Annotated in this window: 22 protein-coding genes and 1 pseudogene; 18 read left to right on the top strand and 5 right to left on the bottom strand. The window is 60.5% G+C overall.

Going from position 1 to position 22,722, the window contains the following annotated elements:
• Nucleotides 1-30: 30 nt before the first annotated feature.
• Both B0G74_RS44500 and B0G74_RS44495 read right to left on the bottom strand, forming a co-directional pair.
• Nucleotides 31-846 (bottom strand): hypothetical protein, encoded by an 816-nt coding sequence (locus tag B0G74_RS44500; protein ID WP_132384269.1) that lies wholly within the window; start codon nt 844-846, stop codon nt 31-33.
• A 1,174-nt stretch (nt 847-2,020) separates the two neighbouring features.
• Complete coding sequence (locus B0G74_RS44495; RefSeq protein WP_132384267.1) at nt 2,021-2,344, bottom strand: DUF4148 domain-containing protein; 324 nt, start codon at nt 2,342-2,344, stop codon at nt 2,021-2,023.
• Nucleotides 2,345-2,551: 207 nt separating this feature from the next.
• Here B0G74_RS44495 and B0G74_RS44490 point away from each other — a divergent pair, with 207 nt between their 5' ends.
• The 12 genes and pseudogenes from B0G74_RS44490 to B0G74_RS44425 all read left to right on the top strand — a co-directional run bounded on the left by B0G74_RS44490 (nt 2,552) and on the right by B0G74_RS44425 (nt 14,137).
• The gene (locus tag B0G74_RS44490; protein WP_132384265.1) at nt 2,552-2,857 is read left to right on the top strand and encodes a PepSY domain-containing protein; all 306 of its coding nucleotides are present in this window, start codon (nt 2,552-2,554) and stop codon (nt 2,855-2,857) included.
• 41 nt (nt 2,858-2,898) lie between these two features.
• Nucleotides 2,899-3,644, top strand: a pseudogene (locus B0G74_RS44485) (tyrosine-type recombinase/integrase); the annotation flags it as partial.
• 106 nt (nt 3,645-3,750) lie between these two features.
• The gene (locus B0G74_RS44480; protein WP_132384263.1) at nt 3,751-4,443 is read left to right on the top strand and encodes an ATP-binding protein; all 693 of its coding nucleotides are present in this window, start codon (nt 3,751-3,753) and stop codon (nt 4,441-4,443) included.
• A 616-nt stretch (nt 4,444-5,059) separates the two neighbouring features.
• Nucleotides 5,060-6,088, top strand: coding sequence for a DNA-binding protein (locus B0G74_RS44475; RefSeq protein WP_132384261.1), 1,029 nt, complete (start codon nt 5,060-5,062; stop codon nt 6,086-6,088).
• A 32-nt stretch (nt 6,089-6,120) separates the two neighbouring features.
• Nucleotides 6,121-6,474 carry a hypothetical protein gene (locus B0G74_RS44470; protein ID WP_132384259.1) on the top strand — a complete coding sequence of 118 codons (354 nt, stop codon included), beginning with the start codon at nt 6,121-6,123 and terminating at the stop codon, nt 6,472-6,474.
• A 73-nt stretch (nt 6,475-6,547) separates the two neighbouring features.
• Nucleotides 6,548-6,994 (top strand): SET domain-containing protein-lysine N-methyltransferase, encoded by a 447-nt coding sequence (locus B0G74_RS44465; RefSeq protein WP_132384257.1) that lies wholly within the window; start codon nt 6,548-6,550, stop codon nt 6,992-6,994.
• Between the two features lie 230 nt (nt 6,995-7,224).
• Entirely contained in the window at nt 7,225-8,385 is a 1,161-nt protein-coding gene (locus B0G74_RS44460; RefSeq protein WP_132384255.1) for a PDDEXK nuclease domain-containing protein, read from the top strand.
• Nucleotides 8,386-8,670: 285 nt separating this feature from the next.
• Nucleotides 8,671-9,543: a hypothetical protein gene (locus B0G74_RS44450; protein WP_132384253.1), complete on the top strand. Its 873-nt coding sequence runs from the start codon at nt 8,671-8,673 to the stop codon at nt 9,541-9,543.
• Between the two features lie 15 nt (nt 9,544-9,558).
• Entirely contained in the window at nt 9,559-10,776 is a 1,218-nt protein-coding gene (locus B0G74_RS44445; RefSeq protein ID WP_132384251.1) for a hypothetical protein, read from the top strand.
• Nucleotides 10,777-10,932: 156 nt separating this feature from the next.
• Entirely contained in the window at nt 10,933-11,349 is a 417-nt protein-coding gene (locus B0G74_RS44440) for a hypothetical protein (protein WP_243658607.1), read from the top strand.
• Between the two features lie 579 nt (nt 11,350-11,928).
• Nucleotides 11,929-12,207: an HU family DNA-binding protein gene (locus B0G74_RS44435; protein ID WP_132384249.1), complete on the top strand. Its 279-nt coding sequence runs from the start codon at nt 11,929-11,931 to the stop codon at nt 12,205-12,207.
• 397 nt (nt 12,208-12,604) lie between these two features.
• Nucleotides 12,605-14,137 carry a sensor domain-containing diguanylate cyclase gene (locus B0G74_RS44425; protein ID WP_243658606.1) on the top strand — a complete coding sequence of 511 codons (1,533 nt, stop codon included), beginning with the start codon at nt 12,605-12,607 and terminating at the stop codon, nt 14,135-14,137.
• On the opposite strand, the gene B0G74_RS44420 is transcribed toward B0G74_RS44425, so the two are convergent.
• Nucleotides 14,100-14,357, bottom strand: a complete 258-nt coding sequence (locus tag B0G74_RS44420; RefSeq protein ID WP_132384247.1) for a hypothetical protein — start codon at nt 14,355-14,357, stop codon at nt 14,100-14,102. The genes B0G74_RS44425 and B0G74_RS44420 overlap by 38 nt on opposite strands.
• Nucleotides 14,358-14,700: 343 nt before the next feature.
• Between B0G74_RS44420 and B0G74_RS44415 the strand changes: the two genes are divergently transcribed.
• Entirely contained in the window at nt 14,701-14,955 is a 255-nt protein-coding gene (locus B0G74_RS44415; RefSeq protein ID WP_132384245.1) for a hypothetical protein, read from the top strand.
• Between the two features lie 1,008 nt (nt 14,956-15,963).
• Here the strand turns inward: B0G74_RS44415 and B0G74_RS44410 are convergent.
• A complete protein-coding gene (locus B0G74_RS44410; protein WP_243658605.1) occupies nt 15,964-16,923 on the bottom strand; it encodes a helix-turn-helix transcriptional regulator in 960 nt (319 codons plus the stop codon).
• Between B0G74_RS44410 and B0G74_RS47755 the strand changes: the two genes are divergently transcribed.
• Both B0G74_RS47755 and B0G74_RS44400 read left to right on the top strand, forming a co-directional pair.
• A complete protein-coding gene (locus B0G74_RS47755; RefSeq protein ID WP_347814530.1) occupies nt 16,811-17,215 on the top strand; it encodes an XdhC family protein in 405 nt (134 codons plus the stop codon). The two genes, B0G74_RS44410 and B0G74_RS47755, sit on opposite strands and share 113 nt — an antisense overlap.
• A 135-nt stretch (nt 17,216-17,350) precedes the next feature.
• Complete coding sequence (locus tag B0G74_RS44400) at nt 17,351-18,358, top strand: helix-turn-helix domain-containing protein (protein ID WP_132384241.1); 1,008 nt, start codon at nt 17,351-17,353, stop codon at nt 18,356-18,358.
• A gap of 316 nt (nt 18,359-18,674) precedes the next feature.
• On the opposite strand, the gene B0G74_RS44395 is transcribed toward B0G74_RS44400, so the two are convergent.
• Nucleotides 18,675-18,989 (bottom strand): hypothetical protein, encoded by a 315-nt coding sequence (locus tag B0G74_RS44395; RefSeq protein WP_132384239.1) that lies wholly within the window; start codon nt 18,987-18,989, stop codon nt 18,675-18,677.
• A gap of 467 nt (nt 18,990-19,456) precedes the next feature.
• Between B0G74_RS44395 and B0G74_RS44390 the strand changes: the two genes are divergently transcribed.
• From B0G74_RS44390 to B0G74_RS46340, 3 genes are read left to right on the top strand one after another with little or no spacing between them, the layout of a single operon-like run.
• Nucleotides 19,457-20,608 carry an iron-containing alcohol dehydrogenase gene (locus B0G74_RS44390; RefSeq protein WP_132384237.1) on the top strand — a complete coding sequence of 384 codons (1,152 nt, stop codon included), beginning with the start codon at nt 19,457-19,459 and terminating at the stop codon, nt 20,606-20,608.
• Complete coding sequence (locus B0G74_RS44385; protein WP_165924062.1) at nt 20,605-21,042, top strand: thioesterase family protein; 438 nt, start codon at nt 20,605-20,607, stop codon at nt 21,040-21,042. Before B0G74_RS44390 ends, B0G74_RS44385 begins: the two co-directional genes overlap by 4 nt.
• A gap of 52 nt (nt 21,043-21,094) precedes the next feature.
• On the top strand, nt 21,095-22,714 hold the full coding sequence (locus tag B0G74_RS46340) for an enoyl-CoA hydratase-related protein (protein ID WP_207915823.1): 1,620 nt from the start codon (nt 21,095-21,097) through the stop codon (nt 22,712-22,714).
• Nucleotides 22,715-22,722: the final 8 nt, after the last annotated feature.

Here is a 22,722-nt window from a genome sequence, read left to right as displayed (position 1 = left end):
TCAGCCCCTCAGAAAAGGCTTGCGCCACTCTCAATTTTCCGTCTCAATCCCATCGATTTTGACTCTCGCCCCCTTTCTCTCGGCCCGCTGGCGGCTAAGCGCGACACTGACCGTGATGAGGCCGAGCAGGATCAACGATGCGTAGAATCGGCTCAGATGCAACCCACCTTGTGCGACCGGCTTGTCGAGCAGATCACCGAGCGTCGCGCCGAGCGGTCGCGTCAGGATAAACGCCGCCCAGAACAGCAACGTACGCGAGATTTTTGTCCAGAAGTACAGCGCTGCCACGACGATCAACGCCATCCCGAAGATCACCGCGCCATATTCGTATCCCAGTCCCAGGCCGCCCCGGTCGGCCCCGGCCACCGAGTCCCCGAGCGCCGTGCCTAGCGTCTGCGAAAACATGATGGTGCACCAGTAGAACCACTCGACCCTTGACGTGGTAATGCTCCTAACCGAGACAGTTCCTTCGACCCAGTACCAGATCGCCAGACTGGCGATAAGAAGTCCAAGGACGATAGTCACGCCACCTGGATAGCCCAAACCAAGTGACCTGTCAGCGAAATCCGCTATCGTTGTCCCGAGCGTCGTGGTTGCGACGATCGTCGCCCAGTACAGGAACGGCTGAAACCTGTCTGCCCTGATCTGAGCGAAAACAAACCCGATGAAGATGACGGCGAAAATCGCCGTGCCTATCAGGTAGCCCAGCCTCAGCGACATCGTCACCCAGTCGCCGCCCGTCTCGCCAAGCGTCGTGGCCGCAATCTTGATGAGCCAGAATCCGAGGGTCACCTCGGGGACCTTGCTGACAGCCTGCACGGCAAAGCTACGTGTGTTATTCGTCATGTCGTATTTTCCCCCGATAGAGTGTCATAAGCATGATCCAGCAATGCCGGTTCCTGATCGTCTGCCTTCCCGCAGAACATGGCCGTCCCGCCCGGCGATCACCCGAAGGGCAGTTCACCCGGTGACGCCCGATCAGGTCGCCGGATAGACGTCGCCGGAAAGGTTATGCATGCCTCCCCCGAGGCGCAATACATGTCCGGCCTGAACCCGATTTGCCGAAAACTGGATTGCTCCCATTACGTGTCCAGCCCGCAACCTTGCGGGGTGGCCAACGCTACAAGCGCCAGTTAAGACCGTTGATCTGACCACTACCTGAGCCGGGGCCAATCCATTCGGCAAGCCAAAGCGGCTATCATCAGTGGTTGACGTGAATCGTTTCACAGATTGCTCCCAGGTGGCCGTATGCGTCGCACGAAGTCTGATGAGTATGTGCCGCAGGTCATCTCGACGCGGTGGCGTGGATGGCAGATGGCACGTGCTGAGCATCTGCTGTGCCGGGCACTCACGTGCAATTCACGAGCGGGGCAGTTGCGGGAGACGGATAGCGGTTCTTGTTGCCTAGGTGCCTGCGCAGCCTGGCCGTTGCATCGATTTGTGCTTCGTTTCGCTCAACTGTACTGAGCGTCTGCGCGCCGGGTGATTGCGTCGAATGTGGTTCGTTGACGGCGCATACCGCCTGCTTCCCGTCGCGTAGGTGAACGGTCGTCGTGTAGGCGGTGAACGGCGTGGCAAGCGCCGTCGCAGTGGTAGTCGCAAGTGCGGCCGCAGCGAGTGCAGTTAGGTAAAATGTACACATGATTAACATTCCTAAGTTATAGCAATCGTCAAGTACAAATTTATTGCTAGGCTAAAAACCTTGACTCGCGCTGAACCGAAGGGGTCAAATGCCCTATTGGCTTGTACCGCTGTCAACGTTGCTTCGCCGATCTGGTCGCTGTCTCGTCGAGATCATTGTTAGCCGCGTCCGTCGGTGGTGACGACCCGGCTACATTTTGCGCGCGACGAGGCCCTCTAATGTGAGGTCGGTCATGTCGAGAAGAGCGCCTGTATACGATTCGACATAGCTTTTCTGCCGCCATATCACCAGTAGGAGATTCTTTGGATCTTGTCGTCGAATTCCTTGAAGGCGTTCGCTCGAGACGGGCCTGCTGTCTGTGCCGCCGTGATCACCCGTTCAGTGATGCGCGAAAAGATGCGTCGAGCCAAGTGCCGGCGCGATGTGCTTGCCGGACTGCGAAGCGCCACTGGTCGCGGTGCCCATTCCGGAATCTGACCCATTTGCGACATTTTTGCTGGCAATGCGAGCCTCTGCCGCCTGAATGTCCGCCGGGTAAGTCGACGTGTCGCGTCTTGCGGGATTGTATCCAGCATGCTCGATCTGAATGAGTTCAGAGCGGACCTGTGCGCGGGTGACCGGCGCGTTGGCCTGTTGGGAAAAGGCAATGACCGGGGCGCTCAGCGCGATGGCCGTTGCGAAGGTAAGGAGAACAGATTTCATGATAGTTCCTCATCTGATGAAAATAAACTCGGGCGATACGCCCGTAATCACAATTCCAATTCTAGGAGAGGTAACTTATGAGAACCTTAGCGGACGGAAAACACCGGCAGCGCACTGCGGCCATTCAAAATCCGCGGAGTTCAGGCTGCCTGCCTTAATCCTGGAATGCCATCATTGATTCTGAATCAATCAACATTGGAGTACGAAATGAAGGAGGAAATCGGTATTATCCTGGTCGCAGTCGGCGTAATTGTGACGAGCATTCCCGCCTTTGCATTTACCGGTCAGCAATATGCCAGGGAAGCGAAGATCAGCCTTGAGCAGGCGCGTGCCGCCGCGCTGAAGGCACATCCCGGGAAGATCACCGACGAAGAACTGGAGAAGGAAGCGGGAGGCAGCGGACTGCGTTATTCCTTCGATATTGCGTCGAAGCAGGGCACGCAGGAAGTCGGGGTTGACGCGCAGACCGGAGCCGTTCTTGAGAACAGGGCGGAAGGGCCGAACCCAGACTGAGCATCGGTGATCGAATTCCGCATCGCGCGTATGGAACGCTCATCACGACGGCCCGCTCGAGCGCTTATGCGCTGTCAGTCCTGGGGGCGATGTTCCGCTGGCTGATCGAGCAGCGCTATCTGCTCGCGAACCCATTTGCTGGCGTCAAGGTACGCGGGACCAGCCGCTCGACCGTGCTCGACACGTCCCACGCCTTTACCGAGGGCGAGTGGCTGCTCGCGCGTGCGATTGCCGACGGACTCGAGTGGTCGTACGGCCGGGAAGCCGGGCGGCGCAACGTCTGCGTTTCGTGCTGGACTTCGCTTATGCGACCGGCCTGCGCGTCAGCGAACTGGTCGGTGCCCGCCTTGGCAGCATCGAAACCGACGCCTGGGGCGATCATTGAGTGAGTGTTATCGGGATGGGTCGAAAGGCCGGCAAGGTCGCGCTGCCACCACTCGCCCGCACCGCGCTGGACCGCTATCTGGTTGAGCGAAGGCTGCCGGTCGCGCCGACCCGATGGCATCCGGACACGGCGCTTATCGGCAGCCTCGAGCAGGACAGCGCGGCTGGCATCAGCGGGGCCCGGTTATGGGAGATTACGCGGCGATTCTTTGCGAAAGCGGCCGAAGTCATCGAGGCGGACAACCCGGCGCTTGCGGAAAAACTGCGTCGGGCAAGTCCGCATTGGACGCGGCATACCCACGCAGCTCATGCGCTGGCCCGCGGCGCCGAGCTGATCACGGTACGGGATAACCTCCGCCATGCCTCGATTGCGACGACTTCGATCTACCTTCACAGCGACTAAGTCAAGCGAGCGCAGCAGATCCGGAACGCTTTCGCGGACAGGCAGGGCTCCAGCCGTATCGTCCTAAAACGGCATGACGTTACCGGGTTAGATAACTCGGACGCTTATGATAGGAATTCGCGCGCATCTTGTTCATCCCACATATACGGCCGATGATGGTGATATCCGCGTCGAGGTTCAGGTTGTACAGGATGCAGCGATGGTCTCTGTGGAGGATACCGGGATCGGGATTCCCGCAGACGAACTGCCTCACCTTTTCGATCTTTTCGTTCAGGTTGATCCGATGACCCGACGCTCGCGCAGTGGACTGGGCATCGGGCTGTCAGTCGCGCGCTCGGTGGTCGAACTGCACGAAGGCGCGATCTCCGCCATCAGTGCTGGGCCAGGTGAAGGCAGCCGGTTTACGGTTCGTTTGCCCATCGCGGCGGCATTGCCGACGAACAAAGCAGACCCGATTGCCGGGCCGGAGCTCCCAGGTCCGAAGCTCCAGATACTGATCATCGACGACAATCGTGACGCGGCAGAATCACTCGCGCTGGTCCTCCGTATGAATGACTACGAGGTCAGGAGCGCAGATGACGGGCCCAGCGGAGTTCGGGTTGCGCTGACATGGTCGCCCGACGTCATTCTCCTCGACATCGGTCTACCTGGCATGAGCGGCCATGATGTCGCGAGGCAACTCCAAGGGGCGCGACTGACCCGGCCTCCAGTACTGATCGCCCTGACGGGCTTCGGAGCGGAAGAGGGCTTGCGTCCAAAAGAAGCGGACTTTCCCGTACGCCGGGAACACCCGGCGTGACCGAACTCGTTTGTCCGGGCTATTGAATGCAGATTCGGCTCAGAGGGACCGTCCGCCGGTATACGTTCTTGTGCAGCCATGGTACGAAGGTGTACTCGTCGTACGCGTTGCTGCCAATAACTATCCAGTTGCGCAGAGCATTCGCCATGGCGTTCTCCCTGAAATAATATGATCCTGCCGCGGACACGCCGGATTGGATCTCACTGGATTTCGAGCCACCGTGGGCGTCTCCGAGGGACCTTTCCCGCGTACTGAGGTCGCTGCAAACGCTGTGCCCGGTGGTGTAGCCTGCCTTGCGTGGGCCCTTAGCGTATCTATGGACTCCACCCGTTTTGCAAGGGACGATCGTCGATGAATGACCGGGTTGCGCGTATCTATCCGGCCATCGGGTGAGCACCGGGATGCTCTGGCCACAATGCAGTGCGCACGTCAGAATCCAAATACGAAAGCGAGAAGGCGGCGGGGGCTGATGTCGGCGTGTGACGCAATTACGTACGGACCGACTACAGAAATTTAAACATTACAGGATTAATGTCAAGATTCAAGGGAGAGGGCGTCAGATACGGAGCGGTTTACGTAGTAATATGCCGCTCAACCTTCACGCGAAAACACCCTCATGAGCGATGTCCCGTCGTCCGACGCCGCGCTGGCCGCCGAGATCGAGCACCTCAAGGCCCGGTTCCCGAAGACCCGCGAGCTGTACCGCGAGGTCTGCGCGCTGCTGTTCTTCCGTCACGGCATCACGCCGACCGCGAACCGGCTGTATCAGCTCGTAAAGCGCGGCAGCATGAGTACGCCGACGCAGGTGCTTGGCGAGTTCTGGGCGGAGCTTCGGGAAAAGAGCCGCGTGCGCATCGACCATCCTGACCTGCCCACCGATCTCAGCGCGGCTGCCGGCGAACTGGTCGCGACCCTCTGGGCGCGCGCCACTGCGTCGGCCGACGCCGCGCTCGACGCACTGCGCGCCGAGGTCTTGGCGCAGCAGGCCGAATCGCAGCAGTTGGTGATCGCCGCCCGCGACGAACTGGGTCGCGTCGAGACGGCGCTCGAGCAGCGCGCCGCAGCGCTGCTGGCCGCGCAGGTCGAGGTGCGGGAGCTCGACAAGGCGCAGGCTGAAAGTCACGCGCAGCGACAGGCGTTGGAGGCGGAACTTGGGCGGTTCAGCGCGGCGCTAACTGCGCGCGATCACGAACTCGTGGAAGTGAGGGAAGGGTTTTCGCGCGATCTCGAAAAACTGCGTGAAGCGGCCGACCGGGCCGAGGAGCGGCTCAGGGCGTCCGAGAAGCGCGCCCTGCTGGAGATCGACCGCGAGCGGGGTCGCGCGGCGAAGCTGCACAAAGAGCTGGACGAAGCCGCGCGTCGCGCGGACCGCAAGGATGCGGACCACCACCGGGCAATTGACACCCTGCAATCGCAACTGGGCGATGCGCGTCAGCAGACGGGCGTACTGCAGGGGCGGCTCGACGCGGTTCAGACGGAGAACGCGCGGCTGCAGATGGAACTCATCGCGCTGCGGGATGCACAGGCGCGTGACGGGCAGCGGTCGCATGTTGCTTCCCCGGTCCGGAAGGCCCCGCGTGCGACCCGCCCGTCCGGCGCTGCGGTCGCGGCCAAACCGGGGACACCACGCAAAAAAGCAGTATAAATATGGGTCACCGGATTCCGGAAAGTCGCTGCATGGCTGATATCTACCTGCTCACCGGGCTGACGCTCCCCATGGGCATCACGCATGAGTCGCTGCCCGGGGCGGTGAAGGGGTTCATCGCCGACTGCTGGCAGCGCATGAGCCGCACGCAGATGTTCGCGCGCGCGAAGTCGCGCGGTCTGCGCCTGTCGTTTCGCGCGACAGGGCGGTGCGCGCATGGCGAAACCGGGCTGTTTGAGCTGCGTTTCAGTGATGGGGCAGCGGGCTGCCTGATGCTGGCCCACCTGCAGCGGGTGCGGAATAGTCGTGGCCGCAACCGTCGGCCCGGGCGGACTGGCGCTTCCCGGCCGCCGGCGCGGGACCCCCGCCAGACCAGTCTGTTCTGAACGCGACGGGGCTGTTGCGGTGCCTCGCAGCGCCCGCTATGCTCGCTGCCATCGACGGATCAGGGGGCAGGAAGTGCGGCGTGTGACAGTCAGGAAATCTTCCATTCATGGGCGGGGCGTTTTCGCGCTGCAGGCTATCGCTGCTGGCGAGCGGATCCTCGAATATCGCGGTGAAGTCACCTACTGGCGGCGGGCGGCTGCCCGACACAGGCGGTCCGGAGCGCCCGGTCACACGTTTATCTTCGGCCTGGCTGACGGACGCGTGATTGACGGCAGCGTTGACGGCAACAGCGCCCGCTGGCTGAACCACTCCTGTCGCCCGAACTGCGAGGCGATCGAGGACGAGCGGGGGCGGGTTTTTATCGAAACGGTCAGAGATGTCATGCCGGGCGACGAACTGTTTATCGCCTACGGACTCACGATTGATGAAGCGATGACTCCCGAACTGGTCGCCGACTATGCCTGCCACTGCGGGACAAAGCGGTGTACGGGTTCGATGCTGGCCTCGGCGAGCCGCTAACATGCGTTGACTCGTCAACCGCAGCCGGGCGCTGGTCGCAATGCCGGTCCTCCCACATATGCGGCGGAAGGATTGGCAACGTGGCACTAAGGGCTCGCGTCGGCGATTTCGAGCCGACCGGTTGCCGACATGGATTTTCATCGGTGGGCCGGGTGCGGACAGTGCAAGACCATGGTCGCCGGTGCCCACCGTGAACACATTAACGCTGAAATTACCTGCTGATAGTACCCATGACTGATATCGCGTTAAGCGGCACCGATTACAGTGGCATACACAGCGATATCGTTGCGCTTCTGGAACACGGTCGCCGTGCTGCGGCCCGAAGCGTCAACGCACTGATGACGGCGACCTACTGGGAGATTGGTCGTCGTATTGTCGAATTCAGTCAGGGCGGGGAGGGGCGTGCTGCCTACGGTCGGGCCCTTTTAGAACGGTTGTCGACCGACCTGACGGCCCGCTTCGGGCGGGGGTTTGGGGTAGACAACCTGGAATTGATGAGGATGTTCTACCAGACCTACCCGCCAGCCGCGATTTCCGGATCGCCGATTCGGAAATCTAAGCCAACAGGCGATCCAGGAAATTCCGAATCGCCGATTCGGAATTTCGATCTCGCCCAACTCGCGACGACATTCCAGCTGTCCTGGACGCATTACATCCACCTCATGCGGCGAACCCGGTCAATTGAAGAAAGAGCGTTTTACGAAGCTGAAGCGCTTCGCGGCGGCTGGAGCGTGCGACAACTGGATCGGCAGATCAGCAGCCAGTTTCACACCCGTGCGATGCTGTCGAAGAACCGGCCGGCGATGCTGCAGAAGGCGGGTAAGGCGCAACCGGGCGATCTTGTGACCGCAGAGGAGGCAATCAAGGATCCTTATGTCCTTGAGTTCCTGGATCTCAAGGACGAATATTCAGAAAGTCAACTGGAGGAGGCACTGGTCCATCGGCTCGAAGACTTCCTTCTTGAGCTGGGTGGCGATTTTACGTTCGTGGGCCGCCAGCGTCGCCTTCGGATTGGTGAAAGCTGGTTCCGGGTAGATCTTCTGTTCTTTCACCGACGCCTGCGATGCCTTGTGATCGTCGATCTCAAGCTCACTGAGCTCAATCACGCCGACGTGGGTCAGATGCACATGTACTGTAATTACGCGCGCGAGCACTGGACGCTGCCAGGCGAGAACCCGCCCGTCGGGCTGATCCTGTGTGCGCGAACGAATGCCGCGGTGGCGCGTTATGCATTGGAAGGGTTGCCAAACAAGGTGCTCGCGGCTGAATACCATATGGTCCTGCCGGATGAAAAACTCCTTGCCGAAGAACTGGCCAGAACCCGACGTGCATGGGAGGCCCAACATCGGTCGGAAGAGGGCGCTGACGGTTCAGATGGCCAACTGTCGTGACAAAGGCAGCATCACGATTGCCTCACACCCGGTTAGTCATCAACAACCATTCAGAGACGGACTGCTTGTTTCCATGGCAATCTGTGTGCGGAAATACATCTTCTTAGCAGGTCGGCGGGCCGCACAGGATGGGAACCAGAGCATGACACGGCGCGTGTAGTCGCCGACGCGGGCGTTCGGCGCGCAATCGCCGGGTCAGTCGATGAGCACCGCAGGAAATTGAGAAGCACGGTCAAATGGATTAATCTCGTCAGCCTGACCAGCAAACTGTTCTGAACCCGACGGATGCAGCTCGACATTTTCAACGACAGCCGCGACGTGATGCTGCGCAACGATGTCCTGTCCGCGTTGCAGCAGTATGATGCGGCGAGCGCGCGGCGCGCGCTTCAGGCCCTGGCGAACGAGTATCCGGACGACGACGTCCTGGTGTATTTCGGTTCGGTCGTCAATGCCCTCGAGGGTCGATCGACGGTCCCGTTTGACTGTCACGAGGCCGCATTGCGGGCTTGCCAGGCACTATCTCGCGAAGTCCAGCCCGCGGTCGCGCGCGTGTTCCCGGGGCAGAGCGGGGCGACCTGGCTCGTACCGCTCTGGGCAGAACTGGCCGGTCGCGCCGCTGCGCTGCCTTTCCGTGCGGAGCACGCAGATGCGCACGCGGCGCCGCTCTTCCTGCTTGCTGCGAGGTGGGCCGAGGCCTCTGATGCGATATCTCGCATCGCGTCCTGGCGACGGATTCCAGCGCCGCTGTGCTGGATGACGGAGGCACGTTACCGGCTCGATGGCCTGGACGCCGCCTGGCCGTTGCTGGTGGAACTGGCGTGGCTTTCGCCATCCCGGTTTGACCAGCTTTTGAGGCGGCTTGACGACGCGTGCGTCAACAGGTTGCGGCGCGCCTTCGATACGTCGTTTGAAGGCGCTGGCGACATCGGCGATCTGGCATGGTTTCCGGCGTGGGTACTCACGGACAAGACCGGCCTCGCGCCGCTGTTCAGACTGGCGGAGCCTTCGCGACAGAATGCGCCCGAGCGGGCGGCGAAGGTGATGCTCGGGTTACTCAGCCTGGAGCGTCAGGGCCGGCATCACGAACTGCTGGAAACCCGGCGCGAACTGCAGGCGCTCAACGCGGCCCTGTACGCTGCCTACATGAAGACGCGCTGAGAAGGTCCACAGAGCATGTCACGAACCGCTTCTCACAAATGGGTGTTCGCCGCGCGGTTCCGGCGCGGCGCCTTCGGCTGGAAGTCGGCGTTGCCGATCCAGCGTCTGAAGGAGGCCCTGACCGAAATCCGGCAGATCGCCCGTGCCGATCCTGTTCTCGCGGCCGACGGCGCGGTCGCCCTGCTCGAAATGCTTTCGCCGGCGCTCGAGCAGGTAGACAGTTCTTCCGGGGCGATCGGTACCGCCGTGAATCGCGCCATCGATGCGCTGGTGCCCGTCATTGGCGGGGCGGATGTGCCTGCTCCGGTCCGCATGCGCTGGCTGGACCGCCTGTTTGACGCGCTCCAGGACGACCGGATGCCGTATATCGAACAGCTGGGCGATCGCTGGGGCGACCTGTGCGTCTCACCCGCCATCGCGTCCTCATGGGCAGACCGGCTGTTGCCGGTGACTGCGCGTGTCATGGGCGCTGCAGGTCTGGGGGAGCATTTCGCGGGTACCACCGCCTGCCTCAGCGCGCTGAATGCTGCCCGCCGCCATGAGGAACTCCTCGCTCTTGTGAATGGCGCGCGCCTGAACTGGTGGGGATATCGGCAGTACGGAGTGGATGCACTGATTGCATTAAACCGTCCGGCTGAAGCACTGCGTTATGCGGAAGCGTCGAGGGGGCTGAACGCGCCGGCTGCGGCCATCGCCCGCAAATGCGAAGCGATCCTTCTGTCGTCGGGCATGACGGACGAGGCCTATCGACGCTATGCGATCGAGGCCAATCAGGCCACCACGCATCTCGCGACGTTCCGTGCCATCGCGAAAAAATATCCGGCGAGAAGCTCCGACAGCATTCTCCACGATCTGGTCGCGAGCAGTCCCGGCGCCGAGGGGAAGTGGTTCGCCGCCGCGAAGGACGCCGGCCTGCTCGATCTGGCGGCGTCGCTCGCGATGCGCGGCCCCGCCGATCCGCGAACCCTGGCGCGGGCCGCACGCGATTTCGCCGGACAGGCACCAGCGTTCGCGATGACCTGTGGTACGGCGGCGCTGCAGTGGATAGACGCAGGTTTTGGCTATGAAATCACCAGTGGCGATGTCCTCGATGCCTATTCCTCGCTCTCACAGGCGGCGCTCGCGAGTGGCATGACGCGCGACGAGCTTAACCGGCAGTTGCGCAATCAGTTCGCGGCCAGGCCAGGGCATTCGGTTGTCGCTACGGTGCTGACGCATCATTGGGTCACATGACGGCGCGGTGCATCCGGGTCACCGGGAGGGCGGTTCACGCAGGGCGTGTGGCCGGGCGTGCTGTCGTTAACGGCCGGGGGCCCAGGCTGTGGGACGAGCGCCCGTTATGCCGCCAATGACCGACTGAAGCGTAATGCGACTGTTGCCGGCAGTTTCATGACAGACAGAAGTCTGTACAGGACCTGGATCATGGAAGAGTACAACCCCGGTTGCGCACCCGAACCTGAATCATGGCTCGAACTCGACGAACAGGAGCGGATCGCGCTTGTCGAAACGTACCACCGCGGCGCCCGGATCAGGCTTCCCAACGTCACGGCACACGCCGCGCTACACGCGATCGTCGAAAACCAGATTGCCCTTAACCTCGAGCCCGTGGTCCGGGCGATGGATCGCCTCGAGAAAGAAGGGCTTACGCGACACGACGCGGTTCACGCAATCGGCTCAGTCGTCGCAGAGCATCTGTTCGATATTTTGAAGACGGATCAGAACGACGATGCTGCGACTTCGCAGGCGCGTTATGAAGCGGCGGTGGAGCGGTTGACCGCAGCAAGCTGGCGCAGAGGTGAACACTGATGCCGACTATCAAAACTTCAGCGGTGGTTTGAAGCGGGGCAGCGCTTCAGGTTGAGCCATGTCCCTTTCCAGGTAGCTCGCGAACTACGGTTGAATCCGCGGAATTCGGGTCGCTGGCTAACGGGTCTAGATCGTCAACTACAAAGTCCGCCGGAACGACAACTATCTTGTCCGGTCGACGGGGGTAATTGTCGCGTCGCTCCGTGCGCAGAATGGCCAGTTGCGAGCGTATCGATCACCTGCTGCTGGAGGTGGACCAGTACCGGCGGGCCGTGGTATCCGGCCGGGGAAAAGGCGGGTAACTCACGGAGTCGATAATTGGCGGCTGTGGGGCCGGTGGACTGCCTGCCAGGATGCGGCGGTTCTGTCGATCGATGAAGCGCCACGTGAGATGTCACAGGTTCTGGTAGCGGCCACCGTCCGGTGTTCACGGTCGGGAGAACGTGCAGGTGACGTTAACGTGCGGCCGCCTTTGGAGAATGCATCCGCGCTGGCGCCAACCAAGGCCGGGTGGTGATTGCGCGAAGGCGCACCGATCGGGTAGGGTGAGGGAATTTCGACCACAACGAGGAAGACACGATGAACAAGCAGGAACTGGTGGAGGCGGTCGCCACGAAGACCGGAGATAGCAGAACGGCGACGGGCGAGTTGATTGACGCGGTGATCGCGGCCATTACGGGCGAGCTGACGAAAGGAAAGACGGTGCAGCTGATCGGCTTCGGTTCGTTTTCGACGGGCGCGCGCGCCGCACGTGTGGGACGTAACCCGGCGACCGGCGCTGAGATCCAGATCCCCGCTGCGAAGACCGTGAAGTTCACTGCGGGCAAGGCATTCAAGGATGCAGTGAACGGCGCCTGATAACGGCGAAGCCGTCGTCATAGGCACGCGGGTGGCCTCCGGTTGAAAAGCTGCGTCGTCGGTGAGAATCGCGGATTCGCCGGGAACCGTTCCCGCTCGCGACTCAGCACTACTGTTCCGGATCAGGATACATCGCGAGGCGACCAGCTCTTATCGGGCAGCCGGTGCAGCCTGATCGTTGAGCGCATACGGAGCGGCCGGACTGCAGCCCGCGGCACGAAGTTCGGCCGCAAGCCCACGCTCTCGCCGGCGCAGCATGACCGTCCCTATCAACTCTCCGACGAGGGCAACACGGGTATGAAGGAGATCGCATCGTCGTTCGGCATTCACCGGCTGCCCTGTTCCGTGTGAACTCGTAGCGCTCCAGTTCTAAAAAGACAACGTACACATGCCGTCAATGCCCACCAATAAAACCCTGCCCGGATGGTTCATGGGACCGCGCGCTGTATTTTATGGCGGCGGCCTCATCGCACTCGTCATGGTTTCGCTGTGCGCAATCTCCCTGTACCAGAGCCGGCAGGACGCGCTGGAGCGGGCACGCGAGACGTCGCGGAACGTCGCGCTCATCGCGGAGCGCGATATCGAGCGCAATTTCGAACTGTACGCGCTGTCACTTCAGGCGGTGGTTGAGGGACTCGTAACTCCGAAGGTGATGGCCCTGCCGCCTGATCTGCGACGACAGTTCCTGTTTGATCGGGCCGCGACCGCAAAAAATCTGGGGTCGATGCTCGTGCTCGATGCTTCGGGCAACGTCATCATCGACGCGGGCAACGATACGCCGCGCACCGGCAACTTCGCCGACCGGGACTACTTCAAGGCCCAGCGCGATAGGCCCAACACCGGCCTCTACATTAGCGCACCGTTTTTCTCGCGCCTTCGCAACGGTTCGCCCAGTATTGCGCTAAGCCGCCGTGTGTCGCACCCGGACGGCACATTCGCCGGCATCGTGCTGATGGCGATCGACCTTGAGTATTTTCATGACCTGTTTGGCGGACTGTCGCTGGGGCCTCACGGAGCCATTTCACTGATTGCTGCCAACGGCCTCATGATCATGCGTCAGCCTTACGATCCGAAGGTCGTCGGGCGCGATATCAGCAGGGCCAGTACCTTCCGGCAGTTCAAAGCCGCGTCGGAGGGCAGCTTTTCTGACACCGCGTCGATCGATGGGGCGCGCCGCCTGTATTATTTCAAGAACTTCCCGCATCTGCCGCTCATTATCATGGTGGCGGAAGGCGAGCCGGATATATACGCCGCCTGGCGTCGGCGGGCACTCACGATGGGCTCTCTGATGGGCGCGTTCGCGCTGGGTTTTATTGCGCTCTCATTTGTACTCGGTACCCAGCTGCAGCGACGCCTGCGCGCGGAGTCCGAATTGCAGCTGCTCGCCAGAACCGACAGTCTCACCGGTCTCCACAACCGGCGCACGCTTGGCGAGATTCTCGATCAGGAGTGGCGCCGTGCGCAACGCATGCGCAGCGTGTTCTCGCTCCTGTTTGTGGATATCGATCGTTTCAAGGCCTACAACGACACCTATGGCCACCAGGCGGGCGACGATGCGCTGGCCGCCGTCGCACGCTGTATCGGCGAGAACATCCGGCGACCGGCGGACACGGCGGCCCGCTATGGCGGTGAAGAGTTCATTGTTGTCCTGCCTGACACATCCGAGAGCGGAGCATCCCTGATTGCCGAGAAGATCCGCGCGGCGATCAGCGAGTTCGCCATCGAACACGCAGGCAGCGAATACGGACGCGTAACCGCGAGCATCGGCTCCGCGAGCTGGACGCCGAATCAGGATACCGATGTAACGACAGTCATCAAGGCCGCCGATGAGGCGCTTTATAACGCCAAAGCATCGGGTCGGAATAAAGTCGCAACCTGTCACGAGCAAAAGATCACGCCACGGGACCCGGCTCTTCCGGCCCGGGAATGACGTTGCTGGCGCGCTTGCCGATCCACGCGAATGCCCACTGCTGGGCAACCTCGACCGCCTCTTCCTCCGTGTCGAACCAGGCAAGATCGCGCTCGATGTGCATCTCTGCGTCCACCTCGTCGCCCGCCGATGCCCGGACCAGCCGCGCATGTGCGAAAAATTTCCCGAGGGAGAAACTGGGAGTTGCATCGATGATCCACCCACGATACCCACATTCCATGATTGCCTCCGGTATGCAGCCTGATAGGAACTGAAAAGGCAGGCCTGGACCCGGGCCGCTCGTATTTGAATGTCCCTGGCGAAAGTTTCCCGCGATCCGTATTTCATGCTGCCGATACTGTTATAGACCCTGCAGCGATGCGCGCCTATGTGGGGACCGGCGGAAAGTCGGTAATCTTATTTGCGCCGCTCGCGCGATCCGTCGGGCTCGCCCGGGAATGTGCGCGAACCCCTTCCAAAAACTCAAAATCGATGGTTGCAGCCGTTCATCGGTGACAGAATGAATTCACGTCTTGGCACGCATCCTGGGCACGTGATGCTGACTCTGGATCTGGGGCAACCAAATGGACTCCTCTGACAATATCTGGCGCGCCGGGCGCGACGCCACGATCATCGAAGCGCTCAATGTGGCGCTTCACATGCTGGTCATCCACGACGGCATGCAGGTTCGTTCCGGGGGCAACGAGTGGACGCTGGACTTCCGCTCCCAGATCGAACTTGTCAGGCGAGCAATGGAAATGTTGGGCATCGACACGTCCGAGCCGTTGATCGCGCCACCGGGTGGACCCCGTAAGGAGGATGACGATGCCGACGTATGAGGGATCCGAACACGAGCTGTCGTCCATGCTTCGCCAGCAGCCACCGGCACCGTCGTCGCTCATCTTTCCGATTGCATGGCTGCCAGTTGGAGTGGCGACGTTGTGGTCTACTCTCCCGTGCGAACCCGGATCAGGCGCGCCAGATGAAGAATTCAATCTTGAAGACTACATGGTGGACGCATCGCAACCAACGCTTAATGGGCGGCGGCTTGCAAAGCCCGTCTTCAGGCTCCGGCCGAAAGTGTTTGTATGGCTGCCGATGCGCCGCCGCTGGACACAGGACCCTGAATGGCCGGCCGCTGGAATTCGGCCGGCTTGCGGCGCACACGCGCGCGCAGCGGCACCTAGCGAAATGGCCGCCTTGATTGAGCCGCGACTGGCGACGCTCTTGACCGCACACCGGCCGCCGGCGACTGGTCATACGGAATCGGGGTTTGACGGCTCTCGCGGATGCTCAACTTCGGGAAATCTGGGGTGCTTGTTGATGACCATGAATTCTGCGGCTCAGCCCAGGACTCACTGATCAGTAGCGCGCGAGCGGGGCCGGAGGGGACTGGCGTGGATTGCATCGGCCACGTTACGTTACGAAATGCCGCTATTAATGGAAGAAAACTTATCCTAATAGCGAGGTTCGCATCGCCATTTTTCGTCGAAAGTCGCTCGCTCACACAAGTAAAGTTGGTGCTAAATTTCAACTAAAGTCGTCACTACTCGCGCATCTTGTCACCGCGCGCGCGATTTCGGCGCATTTGAGCCTGATCCGCTTGTCCGACTCGTACGCCATGATCGTTTCTGGCCGTCTGCCCGCCCATTGCGATACAACTTTTGTTGAAATCGCGTATCGCGTTTCGACTTTAGTTGACGGCGTAGCCCCGATAGTTACAACTTTGATTGAAATGGAAAGGGGCGTCCGCGCCTTGTGTGACAAGGGTTTGCGGGGATATCGCGCCTGCACACCGATAGTTACAACTATAGTTGCGCGAGCGACCGGAGATATTGGGAGAAGTTTTAATTTGCGCTGCCACAGCCACTGGCGCCGCACAAGCGCTCGCGCAGCTGCAAATAGCTTTCCGCCAATGGCTTTTCGCTCGTGTCGTGCGCTAGATCGGCTTGCGCGTAATGTTCGCGGCGTGAAGACAGGAGGTGCTCAAGATCGTCGATCGCCTCGCTGTGGCCTGCAATGGGTCGCATGTCGCCTTGGGCGAGGACGCGAGACATATGATCGTCAGGCGTTGCCTGCAGCCAGACGGTGAAGCAGCTTGCACGAAGGATCGCGTAGATCTCTTCCTCAGTCACAAGCCCTCCCGGAATCGCGATCACCGCGCGGGGAAATTCGGCGATTACGGCCGTGAGCGCGCGTCTTTCATATCGCCTATAGGCGGATTCACCGTACAGCGAATAGATCTCTGATACGGGGCAGCCAGCAATGTTCCCAACAACCTGAGTCAGTTCGACAAATCTGCACTTTCGATCATCTGCAAGCATCCTGCCCAAAGTTGTCTTGCCGGCGCCTCGCAGTCCGATTAACGCAATTCGCTCGCGACGGTCGGGGGCCTGCTCAAGAGCAAAGTGCGTCTCAAGCACGGTGCACGCTTTGTGAAGTTCATCGCGGCTTTTTCCGCGCAGAAGTGAGCGGATCGCAAGCCACTGGTGCTCTTCGATCTCCTCGCCGTCCGTTACAAGGTCAGACAACGGGCAACCTAACGCGGAGGTCAACTGATTCAGGAAAAGAACCGACGCATTACCGGACCCACCCTCCAGTTTTGCAAGAAATCGTTCCGATACGCCAGCTAGCTCTGCAAGCGCCTTTCGCGTTAGCGCCCGTTGCGAGCGCAATTGACGAATGCGCTTGCCAATGGTTTCTAACAGGGAATTCGTCGACGCGCCGAGATCTGCGGACGAAGCCGGTGTGGCATTCGAACGCTCGGCCGTAGACCGTCGTTCGATTGAGACAATCTTCTGCTCCATAGCAATTCTCATAACTTGCATAAATGGACTATACTCCAGAACAGGACGCTGCAGTGAGGTAATCATGGATTGCATGGATAGGGCCGTTCTCGAGGCGGCAGACGCCTGGCAGCTTGCAGGTGCGGTTGTCGCACTAGGGACGGTGATCCGCACATGGGGTTGGGCTCCTAGGCCTGTTGGATCAATGGTCGCTATTCGCGGCGATGGGATAGTTAAAGGTTCAGTATCTGGCGGCTGCATTGAGGGCGACCTGAGCCACCGGAGATCGCTCTTTCCATTCTCGCCGAGATGACTTCAATGCGACATTGCGTCCCAGTGGTCCAAGGCCATGCACTTCGCAATTCGTCGGGCAGTCCACCCGGGCCGCATGAACGTAGAATGTTGGGTCGCCTGTTCGCTGCCCAGGCTTGCACTGAAAGGTTTAACTATGGCAAAGCCAGCCACGCTTGAAAAGCACAGTCACCATGCGTCGGATGTCCGTTTTGCGTCGATTGAGCGCTATTCATCTGTTGCGCGTACCGTCGAAATTCTTTCCGACCCATGGGGGTTCCTCGTCTTGCGCGAATGCTTTTTTGGCGTCCGGCGATTTGAGCACTTCCAGAGCCTCCTGCAGGTGCCGCGGACTACGTTGGTTGAACGACTGAAAAAATTTACACTGCTGGGTCTGTTGAAAAAGCAGATCCCGGCTGGTGGCGGAGCACGTCACGAATACCGGTTGACCGACAAGGGGCGCGATCTTTACGCCACCATGATTGCGCTGCTTGCGTTTGGTGATAAATGGCTGTCCGGAGATGCGCTGCCCCCGTTGAAGCTCATCCACAAATCGTGCGGATGTGACTGTACACCGCACGTGGCGTGTTCGCATTGCCATGCGGAGATCGATCCGCGGCTTGTGCACTATCGGGACGGTCCGGGTGCGGGCAAAGCGGCCCGGTTGGAGAATCGCAAGCGCTCCCGCAGAGCATCGGATCCGACCGTTCTCGAAAGGGTGCGCCCGTGTTCGGTCGCCCGGACCCTTCAGATTATTGGGGATCGCTGGAGTTTTCTGGTCATTCGGGAGTTCTTTTACGGCGTAAGGCGCTTCGATGAATTCCAGACGCGGCTGGGTATCGCGACAAACATCCTCGCCGATCGGCTGCATCGGCTGGTCGAGCAGGGCGTTGCGAATAAAATGCTTTATCAGGAAGGGCCGAAGCGTTACGAATATCGCCTGACGGAAATGGGGCGTGACCTTTACGGACCAATGCTTGTCATGATGCATTGGGGTGACAAGTGGCTATCGGAAGGGCTGCCTCCACTCAAGCTACGCCATCGAGCATGTGACCACGATTTTCACGCGGTCATCGTCTGCGACAAATGTGGCAATGAACTGGAAGCGCGCGAAATGAGCTTCGTAGCGCGTTATTCCTTACCCGCGGAGCTCGCAGCGGCATGAACCACGAGGCGCGGACGGCGGGCGGCTGCAATCGGCAAAAACGGGTTGGCCGACGACGCTTCCCGCGCAATCGAACGGCCGATCAACGGTTGCATTCGGCTATGTCACCCGTCTCAGGGAGCATAAATGTAGGCAGTGAGCATCTCGCTCATCAACATTGATGGTCATTTGCGGCGCCGACTATGCTCGCGCTGCGAGAAACCGGGTCGTCAGCAACAACATCTCTTCCAGCGATAACCTCCGCCTCCGAAGCGTCATTCAGCGTTGCCTTGTCGCGGCGCCCATGGAGAGTTCAGGCCGCGTTGATGCTCATGAGTCATCGCCCCGTCGGCCGGGCCGCATCAGAAACCACGCACTCAATTCCACATAGCTCTAATAGATGCCACCCGTCGGCAGGGGCATCGACGACTTCCAAGCAGGCCCCGGCTCCGTTCGCCCTGGCACCCAATTGCTGGATCACCGCTACGAGAACAGGATCTCCGCGCAACTTCGGGCAGTGAGCGAGGCGTCGCGAGATCGCCTCCAGCGATTCGCCTGCTCCCAGCGAATCACCCGACATGTTCATATAAAGGCGTGCGGCTTCCTCGCTTAACCGGAAGGAACCCACGTCGCCGTTGACCACGATCTTCATTGCGCCTCCGTTTCCGCCTGAATTGTTCAAGGCTCTGAGCAAACCGCAATCTTTCAGGCAACGATCTAGCTCACTGACCTATGGCAATCATAGTCCGCGAAGCCTGCTCAAACGAAACTATTTGATGAGTGAGATGTGGCATCGCCTTCCGCAAGGCGGATGGCGGATGTTACGAATAATGCAAGTCACCTTTACGCTAGCTTAGATAATGGGGCCACGTGTAGCGGTGGTCGTTGGCTTTGAATCGGCAATTTGTGGGCTCAAGCGCCAGTCGGCGGGCTTTCCTCGTTGTAAACAGGAACATAAATCCTCCTTGCATTGCGATTTCGTTGCCGCCTGGCAAACATTGTTGTCGCGGGTAAACGAGCTTGCAAATCGCACTTGTCGCGATTAAAGTCTAGTTACGCAAGTGACAGAGATGCGAAGTCAGGAGTGAGCAAGCCCTCGATCAAAGCCAAGGAGCCGTCGTGAACAGTTTCGAATTCCAGTCGACCCGATCCACCATAGTGGAGCCCGGCGCCTCGGCCCGTCTCGGCGAAATCGCGCAGCGCCTGGGATGCCGCAGGATTTTTCTGGTGACGGACAAGGGCATTCTGGATAACGGACTACTTGAGTCTGCGGTGAAAAGCTTCGCGACGGCAGGCATCGCAGTCACTGTCTGTTCAGACGTGCAGGCTGATCCGCCCGCCCAGGTGATCCTGGCCGCGACGGCCGCAGCAGTTGAAGCAAACGCCGACGGCGTTATCGGGCTTGGTGGCGGGAGTTCGATGGACGTGGCGAAGCTGGTAGCGTTGCTGGCCACGGGTAATGAGAAGCTGGACGAGATCTACGGTGTCGGCGTCGCAAAAGGGCCGCGGTTACCTCTCATCCTCGTACCGACAACCGCCGGAACCGGATCTGAAGTTACGCCTATTTCAATCGTCACGACCGGCGAAGGCGAGAAGAAGGGTGTCGTATCACCGGTACTTCTGCCTGACATTGCCGTCCTTGACGCGGACCTGACTCTCGGCCTGCCTTCTTCAGTGACCGCTGCCACCGGGATCGACGCCATGGTTCACGCGATCGAGGCCTACACGAGCAAGCGTCTGAAGAACCCCGTCTCCGACTGTCTCGCCCGTGAGGCACTCCGGTTGCTCGGTTCCAACATTCACGAAGCCTGTTCCAATGGATCAAATCGTGACGCACGACAGGGCATGCTGCTTGGCGCCATGCTAGCGGGACTGGCGTTCGCCAATGCGCCGGTGGCGGGTGTGCACGCATTGGCATACCCGATCGGTGCCCGGTTTCACGTACCGCACGGCCTGTCCAATTCTCTCGTGCTGCCTGCGGTCATGCGGTTTAACCTGGAAGCTGCTGAAGGCCTTTACGCGGAAATCGCACCGGCGCTGATTCCCAATGTGCAAGGCACAGAAAGTCAAAAAGCACGGTCGCTGGTTGAGCGGTTGGCCGCGTTGCCCACCGAGCTGTCGTTGCCCACCCGCCTTCGGGATGTGGGCATTGCTGCCGGAGACATCCAGGCATTGGCCGAGGACGCCATGCGCCAGACGCGCCTGCTCGTCAATAATCCGAAGGAAATCCTGCTCGGTGACGCGAGGGCTATTTATGAGGAGGTGCTGTGAGCGAGAAGTCCAAACCTGCGCGCCGCGAGACATACCGGCACTTCAACTCGATACAGACTCGTTGGGGTGACAACGATGTCTACGGTCATGTGAACAATGTCATCTACTACGCGTTCTTCGACACCGCCGTTAATCATCACTTGATCGAGCGCGGCGTGCTGGACATCGCCAATAGCTCCGTCATCGGCCTTGTCGTCGAAACGCGCTGTACTTTTTTCTCGTCGATGGGATTTCCCGACACAGTACACGTCGGATTGCGGGTCGTTCATCTGGGTAACAGTAGCGTTCGCTATGAGATTGCGCTGTTTCGCAATGACGCAGATGAGGCCTCAGCTGTAGGCGAATTTGTACACGTCTACGTGGAACGGGCCACGAATCGTCCAGTCACGATTCCAGGCCCGGTACGCGAGGTCCTGCAGTCGCTGACCGCATGAAACCCACCCGGAACGATCAAGACTATAAGTAGCAAAGCAGAGGAGCCGAAAAATGGAGATGGCAGGAGAATCGAGACTGGAGGCGTCGCGCGAACTGGTTTGGGACGCCCTGAATGATCCGGTCGCGTTGCAGGCGAGTATCCCCGGATGCGAGTCTTTGGAACGGACGGCTGATAACGAGTTCACGGCTACTGTCGTCTCGAAGGTCGGCCCGATCAAGGCGCGATTCGCGGGCAAAGTCAGCCTGTCGAACATTACTCCTCCCCGGAGCTACACGCTGACTGGTGAGGGCTCCGGTGGAGCGGCGGGATTTGCGCGTGCCGACATTGAGGTGTCGCTTGATGCACTTGAGCCGACGGTGACCCTTCTTCGCTACGGCGTGAAGGCAAACGTTGGAGGCAAGCTGGCGCAACTCGGTTCCCGCATGATCGATGCGGCGGCTCGCAAGTCTGCCGACGATTTTTTCGAGCTGTTTCGCAAGCAGGTGGACGCTCGCGCTGCGGATGCTTCTTCCTCCGCTTCGCCCTCCGTGCCGGTCGGCATGGAAGCGCTGATGCAGGCAGTGTCGGCGCCGGCAGTGAATGGCGCAGTGAATGGCGTTCAGGCGGCCCCGCCAGCGCCAGCCGCCGCTGAACGGGCGCCCGCGCAGGGTTCGGCATCTCCAGTGTCGCCGCCTCAAATCGAGCCGCGAGACGCGTCGCCTGCATCGGCTACTCCGGCACCGCCCGCGATAGCACCGGCACCATCGCCCGCAGCACCGCCTGCGGGGCCTCCAGCCCAGGCGCAGATCGCCAGCCATCAGGCGGAAGTCATGGACGTCCTGATGTCCGAGAAGATCAAGGTCTGGATCTCGGACCAGGTAGCGGTCGTCACAATCAACCGTCCAAAGAGCCGCAATGCGATGACCTACGCCATGTGGCTTGCCATGCCATCTATCATGGCGGCACTCGATCGCAACCCGGAGGTTCGCGCGGTGATTCTGGCCGGTGCCGAGAAGGACTTTTGTGCCGGCGCGGACATCCCGGAGTTTGAGAAGGTCCGCGCCGATGTAGCGCAAGCGACTGCTTACGAGGTCGCCGTGGACGCATGCTGCGACGCCATTGCCAACATTTCGAAACCGACGATCGCGGTATTGAGAGGTTACTGTCTCGGTGGCGGCGCTCACCTCGCGATGTCCTGTGACTTCCGCTTCGCGGCACAGGACGCGATGTTCGGCATCCCGGCTGCCCGTCTGTCCATCATCTATGGCGTCAGAGGCACGCGCAAACTCCTGTCGCTGGTCGGACTTACACAGGCCAAGAAGATTCTTTATGGCGCGCAGCGATTTGACGCAAAGCACGCCCTGAGCATCGGCTTTGTCGATCTGGTTGCCGGCGCGCTTGCCGTCACCGCGCCGCTGTCTTTGTTGGAACGTCTCATCGGTGCCAAACGGCACGCTGCGAATAGCGATCCGATGGCCGATGCCCGCGTGTTCGCCGCTTCGCTAGCCGGCAACGCTCCCCTCAGCATGGCCGGAGCGAAGTATTTGCTCAACGGCATGGCCATGGGAACGGGCGGACTGGATCTGGGTCGCGCCGAGGCACTCATTGCCGCCGCAGCGGGAAGCGAAGACTACCGGGAAGGACGCGCGGCTTTCGCCGAAAAGCGTGAACCCAGGTTCCTGGGCTGTTGACGGAGGTC

Origin of the sequence: Paraburkholderia sp. BL9I2N2, assembly GCF_004339745.1 — a bacterium.
Lineage (GTDB): Bacteria > Pseudomonadota > Gammaproteobacteria > Burkholderiales > Burkholderiaceae > Paraburkholderia.
Note: the sequence above shows the minus strand (reverse complement) of the source record. Positions and strands in the feature narration are given on the sequence as shown.

Excerpts from the sequence above, each read along its gene's own strand:
- B0G74_RS44500 (WP_132384269.1), bottom strand. The coding sequence starts at position 846 with ATGACGAATAACACACGTAGCTTTGCCGTGCAGGCTGTCAGCAAGGTC.
- B0G74_RS44495 (WP_132384267.1), bottom strand. The coding sequence starts at position 2,344 with ATGAAATCTGTTCTCCTTACCTTCGCAACGGCCATCGCGCTGAGCGCC.
- B0G74_RS44490 (WP_132384265.1), top strand. The coding sequence starts at position 2,552 with ATGAAGGAGGAAATCGGTATTATCCTGGTCGCAGTCGGCGTAATTGTG.
- B0G74_RS44480 (WP_132384263.1), top strand. The coding sequence starts at position 3,751 with ATGATAGGAATTCGCGCGCATCTTGTTCATCCCACATATACGGCCGAT.
- B0G74_RS44475 (WP_132384261.1), top strand. The coding sequence starts at position 5,060 with ATGAGCGATGTCCCGTCGTCCGACGCCGCGCTGGCCGCCGAGATCGAG.
- B0G74_RS44470 (WP_132384259.1), top strand. The coding sequence starts at position 6,121 with ATGGCTGATATCTACCTGCTCACCGGGCTGACGCTCCCCATGGGCATC.
- B0G74_RS44460 (WP_132384255.1), top strand. The coding sequence starts at position 7,225 with ATGACTGATATCGCGTTAAGCGGCACCGATTACAGTGGCATACACAGC.
- B0G74_RS44450 (WP_132384253.1), top strand. The coding sequence starts at position 8,671 with ATGCAGCTCGACATTTTCAACGACAGCCGCGACGTGATGCTGCGCAAC.
- B0G74_RS44445 (WP_132384251.1), top strand. The coding sequence starts at position 9,559 with ATGTCACGAACCGCTTCTCACAAATGGGTGTTCGCCGCGCGGTTCCGG.
- B0G74_RS44440 (WP_243658607.1), top strand. The coding sequence starts at position 10,933 with ATGACAGACAGAAGTCTGTACAGGACCTGGATCATGGAAGAGTACAAC.
- B0G74_RS44435 (WP_132384249.1), top strand. The coding sequence starts at position 11,929 with ATGAACAAGCAGGAACTGGTGGAGGCGGTCGCCACGAAGACCGGAGAT.
- B0G74_RS44425 (WP_243658606.1), top strand. The coding sequence starts at position 12,605 with ATGCCCACCAATAAAACCCTGCCCGGATGGTTCATGGGACCGCGCGCT.
- B0G74_RS44420 (WP_132384247.1), bottom strand. The coding sequence starts at position 14,357 with ATGGAATGTGGGTATCGTGGGTGGATCATCGATGCAACTCCCAGTTTC.
- B0G74_RS44415 (WP_132384245.1), top strand. The coding sequence starts at position 14,701 with ATGGACTCCTCTGACAATATCTGGCGCGCCGGGCGCGACGCCACGATC.
- B0G74_RS47755 (WP_347814530.1), top strand. The coding sequence starts at position 16,811 with ATGGTTTCTAACAGGGAATTCGTCGACGCGCCGAGATCTGCGGACGAA.
- B0G74_RS44410 (WP_243658605.1), bottom strand. The coding sequence starts at position 16,923 with ATGGAGCAGAAGATTGTCTCAATCGAACGACGGTCTACGGCCGAGCGT.
- B0G74_RS44400 (WP_132384241.1), top strand. The coding sequence starts at position 17,351 with ATGGCAAAGCCAGCCACGCTTGAAAAGCACAGTCACCATGCGTCGGAT.
- B0G74_RS44395 (WP_132384239.1), bottom strand. The coding sequence starts at position 18,989 with ATGAAGATCGTGGTCAACGGCGACGTGGGTTCCTTCCGGTTAAGCGAG.
- B0G74_RS46340 (WP_207915823.1), top strand. The coding sequence starts at position 21,095 with ATGGAGATGGCAGGAGAATCGAGACTGGAGGCGTCGCGCGAACTGGTT.